General features: G+C 61.9%; 9 protein-coding genes. 1 reads left to right on the top strand and 8 read right to left on the bottom strand.

Annotation, left to right across the window (positions count from 1 at the left end; all coding sequences use genetic code 11):
• Positions 1-11: 11 nt before the first annotated feature.
• The 5 genes from GGR38_RS03260 to GGR38_RS03245 are packed head-to-tail and all read right to left on the bottom strand — an operon-like array spanning position 12 to position 7117.
• Entirely contained in the window at positions 12-1163 is a 1152-nt protein-coding gene (locus tag GGR38_RS03260) for a HupE/UreJ family protein (protein ID WP_246404204.1), read from the bottom strand.
• A complete protein-coding gene (locus GGR38_RS03255) occupies positions 1142-2902 on the bottom strand; it encodes a GMC oxidoreductase (RefSeq protein WP_221226985.1) in 1761 nt (586 codons plus the stop codon). The genes GGR38_RS03260 and GGR38_RS03255 overlap by 22 nt, the downstream gene beginning before the upstream one ends.
• Positions 2903-2909: 7 nt before the next feature.
• The gene (locus GGR38_RS23970) at positions 2910-3116 is read right to left on the bottom strand and encodes an NAD(P)-binding protein (RefSeq protein WP_221226984.1); all 207 of its coding nucleotides are present in this window, start codon (positions 3114-3116) and stop codon (positions 2910-2912) included.
• Positions 3117-3169: 53 nt separating this feature from the next.
• Positions 3170-5824: a c-type cytochrome gene (locus GGR38_RS03250; protein ID WP_183622611.1), complete on the bottom strand. Its 2655-nt coding sequence runs from the start codon at positions 5822-5824 to the stop codon at positions 3170-3172.
• 48 nt (positions 5825-5872) lie between these two features.
• A complete protein-coding gene (locus tag GGR38_RS03245) occupies positions 5873-7117 on the bottom strand; it encodes a DUF4331 family protein (RefSeq protein ID WP_183622609.1) in 1245 nt (414 codons plus the stop codon).
• Positions 7118-7361: 244 nt separating this feature from the next.
• Here GGR38_RS03245 and GGR38_RS03240 point away from each other — a divergent pair, with 244 nt between their 5' ends.
• On the top strand, positions 7362-8585 hold the full coding sequence (locus GGR38_RS03240) for a tetratricopeptide repeat protein (RefSeq protein ID WP_183622607.1): 1224 nt from the start codon (positions 7362-7364) through the stop codon (positions 8583-8585).
• Here GGR38_RS03240 and GGR38_RS03235 read toward each other — a convergent pair.
• The 3 genes from GGR38_RS03235 to GGR38_RS03225 are packed head-to-tail and all read right to left on the bottom strand — an operon-like array spanning position 8582 to position 14319.
• Positions 8582-9985, bottom strand: a complete 1404-nt coding sequence (locus GGR38_RS03235) for an efflux transporter outer membrane subunit (RefSeq protein WP_221226983.1) — start codon at positions 9983-9985, stop codon at positions 8582-8584. The two genes, GGR38_RS03240 and GGR38_RS03235, sit on opposite strands and share 4 nt — an antisense overlap.
• Positions 9978-11141: an efflux RND transporter periplasmic adaptor subunit gene (locus GGR38_RS03230; RefSeq protein ID WP_183622603.1), complete on the bottom strand. Its 1164-nt coding sequence runs from the start codon at positions 11139-11141 to the stop codon at positions 9978-9980. The genes GGR38_RS03235 and GGR38_RS03230 overlap by 8 nt, the downstream gene beginning before the upstream one ends.
• Positions 11134-14319: an efflux RND transporter permease subunit gene (locus GGR38_RS03225; protein ID WP_183622601.1), complete on the bottom strand. Its 3186-nt coding sequence runs from the start codon at positions 14317-14319 to the stop codon at positions 11134-11136. Before GGR38_RS03225 ends, GGR38_RS03230 begins: the two co-directional genes overlap by 8 nt.
• Positions 14320-14330 lie beyond the last annotated feature (11 nt).

The raw sequence follows: 14330 nt of genomic DNA, 5'->3' as shown, positions 1-14330 counted from the left end.
GCAAGGCTCCATCACACGATCAACACATCAAAGGCGCGCTCGATCAGCCACATCATGGCCACTGCAGCGATGGCGCCGGACCCGGCCAGCATAACGCCGCGCCGGTAAACAGGCCGCGCCCGCATCATCCAGGCCAGCGGCATGACCGCCGCGACCACCGCAATCTGGCCCAATTCCACCCCCAGATTGAACGAGAAGAGCGTGAGCAGCAGCCTGCCCCGGTCCAGCGCCATATCGCGCAGCACATTGGCAAAGCCAAACCCATGGATCAGCCCGAACAGAAACGCGACCGCCCACAATCGAGCCGTGACCATAGGCCACACATTGTTGATTGCGGCCAGCACGACCGAGGCCGCAATCATGCTCTCTGTGAGCCGCGAGGGCAGCGAAATGACGCCCAGCGCCGCCATGGCCAAGGTCAGCGAATGGGCAAGGGTGAAGGCGCTGACGATCTTGATGATATCAAGGAGTGCGGCCCGAAAACTCTCCTGAACCACCCAGTGCCGCCCCTCGCGCCGGAGGACCGCAGGCAGCAGCAGCGAGATCAGGAACAGCAGATGATCAAAGCCGGTCCAGATATGCCAGATGCCGCTTTCAATGAAATCACAGATCTGGGTAAGGGGGCCTTGGGCTCTGTCGGGTTGGCCTGTTAAGGCGATGCTTTTGTGCGGCCCGTTGCCGCCTAGAATGAGTGTGGCCTTGGTCTGGCCCGCATCCAGTCGGACGAGGCCGCGATGCAGCGGGTCGGTCTGGTCGAACAGAGTGTAATCCAGATCGAGCTTTTGCGGCGGCGCGGCGCATCGGCCAGCCAGCATCAGCACCGCATAGGCCCCGTCGCTGTGATCGTCGATCAACAGGTCATGTGCCGAAAGGGGGCAGGGCCGCCCATCACCCGTTACACGCAGATGGCCAAGGGCATAGGCCTCGATGGCCGCGCGCTGGGCGCTCACCTCGCCCCAGCGGATCGCGCCATCGCCATCCCCGTCCAGTTGCAGCACGAGGTCGAGGTCACGCAGCGCAATATCCCATTGCGCCGAAACATCCGCCCCCCGCACACGCAGGGTCAGATAGGCGTCGCTGGCCTTATGCGCCAAGGCACCGGCAGGAGCCAGCGCGAGCATGGCCAGCATCAGGCCCCGGATCAGGAGCGGCAGAACAGGCAAAAGCGCAGCACCTTCTCCCACCATGATGCTTCAGGGATGGGAGGATCGTCGGCGTGGAAATCGGCAAGGATCACGTCGGCAGCCTTTTCCGCGATCATGTAGATCGCGCTGACGATGAAAAAGCCCGGGATGCGGGGAAAGACCGAGGCGTCCACCACCCGCAGCCCGCCCACGCCCCTCACGCGGAAATTCCCGTCCAGCACCGCATTGGGATCATGATCGCTGCCGATGGCGCAGGTGCAGGAGGCATGATGGCCCCAGCTCTGGGTGCGGGCATAATCGGTCAGTTGTTCTTCGGTCTCAACCTCGGGTCCGGGGCGCAATTCCCGTTTGGCAATGCCAAGGCGAAACAGCGGCTTGGTCAATTCGCGAACAAAACGCAGCCCGGCCACCACCGAAGCCAGATCCTCCTCATAGCCCGGCGTACCTTCCTCGAAATAGCGAAAGTTGATCTCGGGTCTTTCGCGTGGATTGTCGGAACGGATTCGCACCCATCCGCCGCGATTGTTGGTGTGAGCCTTCAGAACAGCCCAACTCATCCGGTTGAGATGATCGACGACAAGTTGGGAATAGCCGGGGAAATAGCCGTAAAATTCGGCCAGAACCGCAAAGCAGAACAGATCGGGCAAGGGGCGTTCGGGCAAGGAGCGCCGGATTGCGGCGATCACCGCGCCATTGCCGGTATAGACGCCCTGCGCCTCGTTGAGCCATTCCTGATAATGGGGATCGTCGCGGGTAAAGGTGGCGCCTTCCAACGCTTTCCATGCGGGAAAGTCCATTTCATTGACCACGCAGACTTCGTAGCGGTCCTGTAGATTACGGCCCACGCCGGGCAGATCGACACGCACCTTTATGCCATGCTCCTCCAGCACCTCCTTGGGGCCAATCCCGGACAATTGCAGCATTTGCGGCGTGTTGAACGCACCGCCCGACAGGATGACCTCGCGTCTGGCGGCCACCTTGACTCTGGGGGCGGGATCGGGGTTGGGGTTGGCATGGGCCTGATACAGCCGGCTGCCGCGTTCATACTCCACCCCGATGGCGCGGTTATGTTCGTCAAACAATACGCGCGTCACCAGCGCATTGAGTTCGATGCGCAGTTTGTCGGGATAATTGGCCTGCGTGTCGAGCAGCCTTTCGCGTGTGGACGTGCGACGATGGTTGCGCGTGGCCAGCGGCGGATAATGGAGGCCGTAGGCATTGGCCCGGACCAGCCGCCAGTCATTGGGATCAAGTCGCGCGATGAGAAACCACCAAAAGCGGATGAACTTGCCCGGCAGCAGCCAGAAGGCTTTGAGCACGAAAATCGTGATGGTCAGCACCAGCCGTTTGTCATGCAGCAGATCCCAGACCGGCAGCGATTTTTCGGTATGCAGCCATCCGTCCCAGCCATGCCGGGTCAGATTGATGCCGATCCGCGCCAACCAGCGATAGGGCGCCGCGCGTTGGTCGCAGTGTTCCAGCTTTTCGAAATAGCGCCGCATGTGGCCCGCGCGCCATGTGCTGTCGCCGGTCAACTGGGCGATATTGTCCCAATCGGCATTGTGGGGATAGACCGTGATCATCGCATTATGCGCGGTGCATCCGCCAAGACAGCCCGCACGTGGATAAAGGATGCCATTTTCACTGGCGACGAATTTGTCGTCCCTCTCCTGCGTCGCCTGATCGCTGAAATGGCGGATGTAATAGTCCCATTTCATCGCCTCGTTTTCGGTCGAAAGCGCATGAAAGGTCGGCACGTCATAATCATCGGGCAGGCGGTCGGATTTGGGAAAGGGCCAGTCGGTCGTGCCCGTGCCCGGGGGGCGGGTTCTTGGGGTCCGATCCGGCCTCCAGCACCAGCACACGTGCCCCGCCCTCGGCCAGACGCGCGGCCAGCGTGCCGCCGCCTGCGCCCGAACCGACCACGATATAATCGAAACTGTCGATGAAATTATGGGCTTCCTCGCTCATGCTCAACCCTTCCCGATCATTCATGCCCCCCAGACCGCCTTGTGGCCGGTTGTTCAGAGCGTTTTGAGGAATTTGATAAGGTCTTCCTTCTCCGCATCGCTCAGGCCCACCACCGGGGCGCCTGCCGGATCATGCAGATATTGGGTGCCGAAATAGTGGCCGCGATTGACGATATAATCCGGGCATTTGCTGGCCGAAATCAGCCGGGGCGCGACCTTGCGGAAAGTGGCGCTCTGGACCGCGGGGGGATCGTCGGCGTCGATTTGATGCAGCGTCCATGTCAGGCGCAGCACGGTCCAGGCGGTGCTGAAGAAATGCGAGATCTTGGCCCAGAAACCCTCGGGAACATCCAGATCGAGGTTCGAGAAGAGGTTGATCGGCGTGCCCGCAGGAATAGGCCCGATGCGCAGGCCCTGATCGGTGATGAAGTGAGTGCCCGCAAACCAGTTCAGCGCATCGGCGGCAAAGCGGGGCAGATAGCCGTTGGGCAGCCTGATATAGCTGACCTTGGTGGTCACATCGACCTGTCCGGGCAGCATGGCGCCCGATGCGGTGCGGAACATCACATTGCCGCCCCGCTTTTCCGGCCACAGCATCTGGCGGATCGAGACATCAAAGACCGCGTTGCGCGATTCCAGCGAGGGGCTGGGGTTGAACGGGCCGACCGTGTTGTTCTGCAAAAAGGGCGCGGATGACCACAGGCTGATCAGCGAGGCAGGGCGGGTGAAACCGCGCCCGCCGCCCGGCAGCGTGAATTTCTGGCTGACCTGTCCGGTATAGGGATCGTGCAGATCCATTTCGCCCACCGAGGGCAGTTCCTTATAGCTGGCCGAGGAGAAATTGTCCCAGATATTGTCCTTGATCGCATTGGTGGCAATCGGCGAACAGATATTGGTTTCCAGCAAGGTCACCGGCACGCGCTGATCGGTGGAAAGGAAATTGTCCTCCAGAAAATCCGGGCTTTTGACGATTTGCGTCATTTCCGACCGGAATTGCGGATCGGTGCGCGTATAGCGCCAGTAATTGTTCCAGCAGGTCAGGTAATTCTTGCCGTTACATCCATTGTCGGGAAAGAAGCTCTGCGCTTTGGCGGGCAGCTTGCTGGAATGGCAGGCCGCGCAATTGCCGGCGAAGATCTCCTTGCCATGTTCGATCCCCGCCTTGTCCGTGGACAGATAGGCCGAGCCACCGGGCGCCAGCGAGAGGTAATCGGGCTTGGCCGTGGCAAGGAAGAACAGCGCGACATCGGGCGTCTGGCTTTCATTGGCCACCCAATAGGCCGAATTTTTGCGCCCCACCGCGATGCTGATCGGCGAAATGCCCGTGCCGCCCACGACCGGGTTGAAATGGGTGATCCATTCCTCGCTGAACAGGCCGATGTTGATATAGACGCGGTTGAGCGCCCCCAACATGCCCACCGAATCCGACCCATCCTTCAACACGCGGGGGGTAAAGACCGTATCGGGCACCTTGTAAAAAGCGCTGAGCGGCGAATTGGCGGGCAGATATTCGTTGAACTGGCGGTTGCCCTGTTCGGCGCCCGCGATCTTTTCCTTGCCCCAATGGAGCGTGATCCGGGCGCGGGTGCCCACCGCGTAAATCGCGTTCATCGTGCGCGGATTGTTGATGAAATCGCTGGAAACCAGCGACGTATCCAGCGCGCCGGGGCGCGATGTGTGATAAAGCTGAAAGATGTAATTGGAATAGTCCTGATCGAAGCCGAAGATGCGGTCGATCCAGAAATATTGCGCCCCCGGATTGGAATTGAGGTTGGCCCATTCGGGATTTTCCGGGTCCTTGGGCGGGTTGGTCGGGCTGGGCCCGACATGGCAGAACGCGCAGGCCATGCCCACCCGATAGGGGCGGATCAGGTTCTTGTCGTTGTAATAGGTCGGATCGGTGTAATAGCGCCGCCAGTCCCATTTGGCCTTGGCCGCCGCATCGAAATCGGGATTGGGAAACAGCCGCAATCCCACCACGCCCGAGGCCGCGCCGTAGAGCGAACCGACCGGCAGCACAGTGCCGTCCTTGTCGATCTTCTGTCCTCGCGCGCCCAGCTTTACGCCGGGATATTTGACCTCATTTTCGAAAGGATCGGTCTGGCACCCCGCCTTGCGCCGGTCCAGATAGAGGCCAAAGCGCGCAGGGTCCGGACCGGGCGCCTTTTCAAAACATGGTTCGTTGACCAGCCCGAGATATTCCCAGCGATTGTCGCGCCCGAACTTGGCCCCCGGAAAGCTTGAAACGGTCTTGAGCAGATCAACATTGCCAAAGCTCTTGGTGGCCAGAACATCCCAGAAGCGGTCATTGCCCGCCGTCCAAACGATCCAGTTGTTGCGTCCGATCACGGCCACCTTATGCGCTTCCTCCGGCGTGATGCCGGGCACGAAGGGTGCCAGATCCTTTTGCAGCCCGACCGGGTCCTTGGTCGCCGCGCGGTCCATATCGGCGAAGTAATCCTCGTCGGCCGCTTTCCAGCTTGCCGCCACCAGATCGGCATCGGTCTTCTTGCCCTCGGCCTGCTTATAGTCCGCGCTCTGGCGATAGGCGCAGACCGCTTCATCCACCACCTTGCCGCTGCTCTTGCCGCAAGCCTTGCGCCATGCGGGAACGGCGGGCGCAGTCCACGCATAATAGATCCAGATGATCCCCACCACGGCCAGCAGAGCCAGCAACCAGCGATACCGTCCAAAGCGCAATGATGGCATGAGAAAATTCTCCGCTATTCAATACGTTGAATTATGACCCCGGACCGTTCAGTCAGACCTTTTCGCCCGCAGCCGGACACATGCCAGTTTCCACGCCCGGCGCAGCAGATAGAGCGCCACCAACAGCACCACGATCGGCCAGAGCAGATGCGTGTGGAACCAATGCCAGGGCGATCCGACAAAAGGCTGGGGCCGCCACGGCCAATGTTCGGCCAGATAGGGAAAGTCCTCCAGAAACGGCTTGTCGTTCACGGTGGCGCGCTGGAACGTGGAACTGTCGATGTAGGAATTTTCATGCAGCGGGCAATCGCCCCACTGGCATGTGGTTTCGGCCACATCATCCTCCAGCCGCCGCCCATTGGGAAAGCCGGGGGGGTAGCGGGTGGTGAAGATCATCACATCGGGGGCAAAGTCATAGCTGCGCAGGACAAAACCGCTCAACTGATTGAGATTGGAAAGCGGGCGCGCCACTTCCTTGAAGAAATCCTGCACCTGTTCGCGCCCGCGCTGCGCCTCGTGCAGGGCGCGCAGATGTTGGCTCGGCTCCTTGGTGTTGAGGATGTCGAACCGCCCCAGTTGCGTGCGGTTGGACCGGCCCACATGGTCGATCTGCTCGCCATTGCCGGTGTATTTCGAATTGGCCCACAGCAGCCAGTCCGGGTGGCGACTCAAAATCGCCGTCTTGGGCAGGCTGATGACCATGGTGATGATGTTGGTGTTGAAAAACTTGGGAAAGATGAAGGGATCGTCGCGTACCCCGGCATAGACCCAGACCGCATTGGGATCGCGCGGTTGCCGCCCCAAAGTGTTGTCGTCAAAGATCTGTACCGGCAGCGTATGGTCAAACCCCGCGCCGACGATTTTCAGCTTGCCCGTCTGCAGTGCATCGGGGAAAAATCGCGCGCTATTGTCCAGCGCCATGACAAAGGAAATATCGGGCCTGATCCCGGTGGGTTCGACCACAGTTCCGCCATAGCGACAGTAATTTCCATTCTGCAACTGAACATCCGCATTGCCCCGGCTGGGCGGCGGGACGTTGCATTGAAAATCTTCGCTGGATTTAAAGCGTATTTGCGAATGCGTGTCGATGTTGACCGTAAAAACATAGGGCGCCAGATTATAGGGCGGGGGCGCAGTCAATGTCGGCCGTGTATCCAGAATGATGATATAACGATCATCCTTGGGATAAAAGAACAGGCCGGTCAGATTGGCTTCCTGCCTGCCGTTTGACAGCCATGCCGGATCGGCATGATCCGACGCCCGCGAAGGCGGCGCTGCCAATGTAAAGCACAAGCATATAAGCATTTTTATGATACTGCGCATTTTCGGTCCCCACCTAAAATAAGCGCATTTTCACACATCACCTAAAAGGCGTGCGAGAGATTTTGTTGTTTTATCGAATACTGTTGGCATCCTCATCACACAATCATTGTACTTTGTCCATAATTTTTGCTAAAACATTTCGATAACATTATTTTAATGAAGGTACTGGATGCGGTTATCGACAGGAAATGTTACGTTTAAAGACGTATCTCGCTTGGCGATACTTGCCCGATGCTCGATGCTGGCGCTGGGCTTATTTGGCATGTGGGGCAATGTGGCCCGCGCCGCTCCTCGCCGCCCCGCCGATCCTAATGTGGTGCTCGAACGGTTGCCGGGCGGCATCGCGGCCCAGCGCAAGCAATTGGCGCAACTGCGCGGGCGCGGTGATCTCGACGGCGCGCTGCAACTGGCCGATGCCTATCTGCGCCTTGGCCGCAAAGAGGCCGACCCGCGCTTTTATGCCTATGCCCAGTCCGCCATCGCCCCATGGTCGGCCCGTTCCGATCCCCCGCCCGAAATCATCCTGCGCCGCGCGACCATTCGCCAGTTTTATCACGATTTCGATGGCGCACTGACCGATCTGGAAACGTTGGGGAGGGCGGGCTATGACGATCCTCAGGTGGACCTGCTGACCGCCTCGATCCTGAGGATACGCGGCGATTATGGGCAGGCGATGCGCTATTGCCAGAACCTGCTGGCCCAGCCCAATCAATTGCTCGCCCTGACTTGCGCGGCCGAAATTCAGGGCCTTGGTGGCAACCCCGTCCCGGCGCGCGCGGGGCTGGAGCGGGCGATCGGTTTTGAAACCGCAAGGCGCGTGGGCCATCTGGCCACGCCCGCCTTGTTGGCGTGGAGCCGGTTGGTAATGGCCGGACTTTATGAACGTTCCGATGATGCGGCAAAGGCGGGGGCTTGGTTCCGATCCGCGCTTGCCACCATGCCGGACGGGCCTGATGCCTATGCTTTGGGCGCCTATGCCGATTTCCTGCTCGATCATCGCCGTGATCGCGAGGTTATCACCCTGCTCGATGCGCGTCAGTCCTCCGATGGGTTGCTGCTGCGGCTTGCCCTCGCCTGCGCGTATTTATCAGGCCATGGCTGCCCGGCGGAAAAGGGCGCCCGGCTTCAGGCGAGCCTGGCCGCTCGTTTCGATGCGGTGCGCGCGCGCGGAGAGGTGCCGCATCGGGGCGAGGAGGCGCGTTTCCTGCTGGAGCTGAAGCATCAGCCTGGCCCGGCCTATCGCCTCGCTCTGGCCAATTGGGGGATGATGAAAGAGCCGCGTGATGTGCTGGTGCTGGCCCAAAGCGCGCTGGCGCTGGGCACGCGCGAGGCGGCGCAAAACGCTCTGAGGCAACTCGATCAGCCCGCGATCAACGATGTTCGTCTCTCAAGGCTCCGCCAGAGCCTTGAAAAAGTGCTCCATAATCGCCCGGCCTAGGACCCGCGCCAGTCGCCCCCCATCGCCCGGATCAGGCCGATGCTGGCGATCAGGCGGCGGCTTTCCAGCGCCAGTTGATCTTCTCGGGCCTGCAATTCAGCGGCCTGTGCAGTGACCACCTGAAGGTAATCGACGGCCCCTTCGCGGTACTGGATATTGGCCAGTTGGTTGGTGCGCGCGGCGGCCACCACGGCCTCGCTTTGCTGGGCCGAAGCCTCGGCAAGGCGGTTGACCAGAGCGAGCTGATCCTCAACCTCGCGGAAGGCGTTGAGCGTGGCCTGACGGTAATTGGCCGAAGCCTCGGCAAATTGCGCGCGGGCATAGGCAACGCCCGCCCGCCTGCGCCCGCCATCAAAGATCGGCATGGCCGCCAGCGCGGGCCCAAGCGCCCAAACGCTGCTCCCTGCGGTCAGCAGCGAGGCCGCCGTCGTTTCGAACCCGCCCGATGCGCCCAGCGTGACCTGCGGAAAGAAAGCCGCCCGTGCGACACCGATCTTGGCATTGGCCCCCGCCACGCGCCGGGCCGCTGCGGCAACATCGGGGCGGCGCTGCAACAGCATCGAAGGCGCGGAAACAGGCACCTGCGGCGGGGCGAGCATGACGGCCACAGGCGCAATCGCAAAACCCGAAGCCTGTTCACCCACCAACGCGGCAATGGCATGTTCGAGCATGGCGCGATCAGCGCTGCGCTGGGCCATTTCGGATTGCACCGATTTGAACTGGGTGCGCGCGCGCGTCACATCGGCCTCATTGGCCGCGCCGCCCACAAAACGCTTGGTGGTCAGATCGACAGCGGCCGCATAGGCCGTCTTGGTCTGGCGCAGCAGGTCAAGCTGGGCATCAAGCTTGCGCAATTGGATATAATCATCGGCCAATTCCGCCTGAAGGCTCAGGCGCGCGCCGGCCAGATCTGCCTCACTCGCCTGCGCCTCGGCCGCACTGGCGGAGACCTGATTGCGGATGCGGCCCCACAGATCGACTTCGTAAAGTGCCGATCCGCCCACGGCATAATCGTCATATTCATAATGGCCGCCCGTGGCGGGCGACATGGCGCGCGCGCTCATGGCCCGGCCGCTGGCGTCCACGCGAGGCAGCAGATCGGCGCGGGCCTGACGGGTCAGCGCGCGGGCTTGATCATAGCGGGCAAGGGCAGCGGCCAGACGCGGGCTGTCCTTTTCGATTCGCTGCTCCAGCCCATCCAGCACCGGATCGGGCAGGATGCTCCACCACGCGCCGCGCGGTGCGGCATCGGCGGGCATGGCCGGGGTCCACAGGCCGGTTTCCTTGAACGCGGCGGGCGGGGGCGCGACAGGCGGCACCCCGGCATGAGGCGCCATCGAACAGGCCCCTGTTAAAGCCGAGGCCACCATCAATGCGGCCAGAAACCGTGGCTTACGCATGGGCATTGTTCCGCTGGAGCGTAGCTTTGACCTTGTCGCCGGTGCGAATATCATCGGCCGGATTGTCGATCACCTGATCGGTCGGTTGCAGGCCTATCACCTCCAGCTCATTGCCGAAGTCTGTGGTGATGGTGACGGGTTTGATGCTCACGCGCCCCTGCGCATCGGCCAGCGCGACCGCCGAACCTTCACGCCGGAACAACAGGCTGCTGACCGGAATACGCACTGCGCCTGCTGCCGAAGGCTGGCCCTTGCCGAAATCGAAAGTGACCTGCGCATAGGCGCCCGGCTTGAGCAGGCCTGCGTGATTGTCATAGACAAGCTGGACCAGCATTGCCCCGGATTCAGGATCGACCGAGCCTGATGATCGGGCCAGTTGGGCGCGGAATGTCTTGCCCGGCTGATCCGGTACGGTAAATTCCGCTGTCGTATTTTCGCGCAACCGGGCGACATAGGCCTGCGGCAGGCTGACATAGATGCGCAGGCGCGTAACGTCTGACACGGTGAACAAGGGTTGCGTAGTCGATGTGCCCGCCACGATCAGCGCGCCAATATCGGTGGAGCGGCTGGTGACGATGCCGTCGAAGGGCGCCACGATCCGCTTGAACCCCGAAACCGTCTGCAACCGCTGCACATTAGCCGAGGCCTCGTTGCGCATGGCTTCGCGGGCGGCGAAATTGCCGCGCCTTTCGTCGGCGTCCTGCTGCGACACGGCATTTTGCGCGACCAGCCGGTCCCAACGGTTCGACGTGGTCTGGGCCAGACTGCGCTGGGCATTGGCGGTGGCCAGCGCGGCGCGCGCGGCGGAAAGCTGTTGATCGACATCGGGCGTGTCGATCTCGGCCAGAACCTGCCCTGCCTGCACCGGTTGGCCGATATCGACATACCAGCGGCGCAGATAGCCATTCGTGCGCGCATAGACCGGCGCCTGAAACCATGCCTGCAAACGCCCCGGCAGAACCAGTGTATTGCTGGCCTCTCCGCCCGGATGGATCACATCGACCGAGGGGACAGCAGCGGCCTCGCTCTGTTCATGCAGGCCCGAGCGCTGTTGCAGGCGATAGGCCGTGCCCGCCACGAGGATCAGCGCAAAGGCCGCAGCTCCGGCCAGCAGCGGCTTGCGAAACGAAGGGGAGCTGGAGGCGAAATCAGACATGAGCAGGCACTCCCTTCGAAGCATCGCGGCGATGCGCGCGCGCTCCGTGGATGATGGCAAACAGGGTGGGGACGAAGAGCAGCGAGGCGCAGGTGGCAAAGGCCAGACCGCCCACCACCGCGCGGCCCAGCGGCGCATTCTGCTCGCCGCCTTCGCCAAGGCCCAGCGCCATGGGCGCCATGCCGATGATCATAGCCAGCGCCGTCATCAGCACCGGGCGCAGGCGCGACACGCCCGCCTCCATCGCGGCCCGGATCGCATCGCCATGCTCATCCAGCCGCTCTCGGGCAAAGCTGACCACCAGAATGGAATTGGCCGTGGCCACGCCCATACACATGATCGCCCCCGTCAGTGCAGGCACCGAAAGCGGCGTGGCGCTGGCAAACAGCATCCAGCAGATGCCCGCCAAAGCGGCGGGCAGCGCCGAGACGATGATGAAAGGATCAACCCAGCTCTGGAAATTGATGACGATGAGCAGATAGATCAGCACCACCGCCGCCAGCAGGCCAAAGCCCATGCCGGTGAAGGCGGTGTTCATCGACTGATACTGGCCGCGCACGGTGACGGTGACGGTCTTGGGCTTGTCCTTTTCCAGACCGGCCAGCGCCTTTTGCACATCGCCCGCCACCGCGCCCAGATCGCGCCCGTCGGCCCCGGCATAGACGTTGATCAGCGGCAGGATGTCATACTGGCTTTCGACCGCCGTGGTCGTGCCCCGGCTGATCGTGCCCAGCGCGCCCAGCACCTGCGGGGTGGTTGTGCGCGTCCGGATCGGCAGGCCCGCGATATCCTGAAGCGAATTGACGCGATATTCGGGCATCTGGATCGCCACCGGATAGGTTACGCGGTTTTCCGGGTTCAGCCAGAACACCGGCGCGGCCTGAGATGAACCGGCGATCGAGGTGGCCACGCTGGAGGTGATATCGGCCTCGGTCATGCCCAGCTGGTTAATCCGGGTGCGGTCCACATCAAAGCGCAATTCGGGATAGGAGGCGGGCTGCTGAATGCGCGCATCGACCAGCCCGTCGATCCCGTGGATCGCGCGCAGGATGCGTTCGGCATGGGCGCGCACTTCAGCGGGCTTGCGGCCAGTCACCTGAATGTCGAGCGGGGCGGGCGCGCCGAAATTGAGGATCTGGCTGGTGATGTCGGAAGGCAGAAACGCAAAGCTGGCCTGAGGAAACAGGCGGGGCAGCTTGGCGCGCAGGGCGCGGATATAGCCTTCGGTCGGCCGATGGCCCGGTTTGAGATTGACGATGATATCGCCATCCTGCGGCCCGATGGTGCCGGTGGCGTTATAGACGGTGTTGATCGAGCTGGTCGGCAGGCCGATATTGTCGGCGATCGCTTCGAGTTCATTGGCCGGGATTTCCTGACGGATCGCTTTGGCGACCTGCTGGAACAGGGACGAGGTTTCCTCGATGCGCGTGCCGGTGGGCGCGCGGACATGCAGCGTGATCGAGCCGCCATCGACCAGCGGAAAGAAATTCCGGCCAAGGAAGGGGATCAGCGCCAGACTGGCCAGAGCAAAGCAGAGGAAGCCCGTGGCAAACATCCGGCGATGGTCGAGAATGACGGTCAGCGCCCGGCCATAGCGGTCGCGGAAGGCGGCAAAGCGGCGCTCAAACCCGGCCTGAAACGCGACCAGCGGGGCCAGCAGGCCCGGCGGCGCCTTGGGCGCATGGTCATCCTGATCATGCTGGCGCAGCAGCGACATGGCCATGGTCGGAACAAGCGTGAAAGAGAGAATATAGGACATGATCATCGCAAAGATGACCGAAAGCGCCATTGGCACGAACAGATAGCCCGACACGCCCGGCAGATAGAACATCGGCACGAACACGATGCAGATGCAGACCAGCGAGAGGAAGGCGGGCATGATGATCTGGCGCGAACCGTCCAGAATGGCGCCGCGCACGCTCTTGCCCATTTCCAGATGGGATTCGATATTCTCGATGGTCACCGTGGCCATATCGACCAGAATGCCCACCGCCAACGCCAGCCCGCCCAGAGTCATCACATTGAGCGTCTGATCAAACATCGAGAGCGCGGCCAGCGCGCCGAGCACCGAAAGCGGGATCGAGGTGGCCACGATCAGCGTCGAGCGCCACGAGCCCAGAAACAGCAGGATCATCAGGCTGGTCAGCACAGCCGCGATCAGACCCTCGTGCATCACGCCCGTCACGGCGGCCTTCACAAAGATCGACTGATCGTTGACCGGCGTGGCCGTCAGCGCCGGGGGCAGGCCGGTCATTACCTGAGGCAGCATGGCCTTGATGCCCTCGACCACCGAAATGGTCGAAGTGGCGCCTGATTTGAGCACGGTGAGCAGGGCCGAACGCTGGCCATTGACATGGACGACATTCTGCTGGGGCGCCGAACCATCGCGCACATGGGCCACATCGCGCATACGGATGACCGCGCCATTGATCGTGCGGATGGGCAGATCGTTGAGCTGTTCGATCGAGGAAGGCGCGTTGTTCAGTCGGAAATTATACTGAAACTCGCCCATCTTGACGAAGCCTGCGGGGGTGATCTGGGTCTGGCTGGCCAGCGCCGCGCCCACGTCCTGCGCAGTGATGCCGCGCGACTGCATGGCGCGCGGGTCAAGATCGACCTGGATCTGGCGCACCTTGCCGCCAAAGGGGAAGGGGATGGCCGCGCCCGGAACGGTGATCAGCCGCGAACGGATCGAGTTGAAACCGAAGTCGTAGAGCTGCTGTTCGTTAAGCCCATGACCCGCCAGCGCGATCTGGACGATGGGCACGGTCGAGGCGTTGTAGTTCAGGATCAGCGGCGGATTGACGCCGGGCGGCATCTGGCGAAGGATCGTCTGTGAAATGGCCGTCACCTGCGCATTGGCGGTGCGGATATCGACGCCGGGCTGAAAATAGATCTTGGTGATGCCGATCCCGGTCAGCGACTGGCCCTCGATATGCTCGATATCGTTTACAGTGGTGGTCAAAGCGCGCTGAAACGGCAGGTTGATCCGGCCCGACATATCCTCGGGCGAGAGGCCGTTATAGGTCCATGCCACGGCGATCACGGGAATGCGGATATTGGGGAAAATATCCGTGGGCGTGCGCACCGCCGCCAGCACGCCCGCAATCGTGATGAGCATGGCCATGACTATGAATGTATAGGGGCGCGCCAGGGCCACGCGAACGATGGCATTCATCGAAATAGTCT

It is taken from the genome of Novosphingobium sediminicola (assembly GCF_014196525.1).
GTDB classification, from domain to species: domain Bacteria; phylum Pseudomonadota; class Alphaproteobacteria; order Sphingomonadales; family Sphingomonadaceae; genus Novosphingobium; species Novosphingobium sediminicola.
The sequence above is the reverse complement of the archived record's forward strand: the minus strand, read 5'-3'. Positions and strand labels throughout refer to the sequence as shown.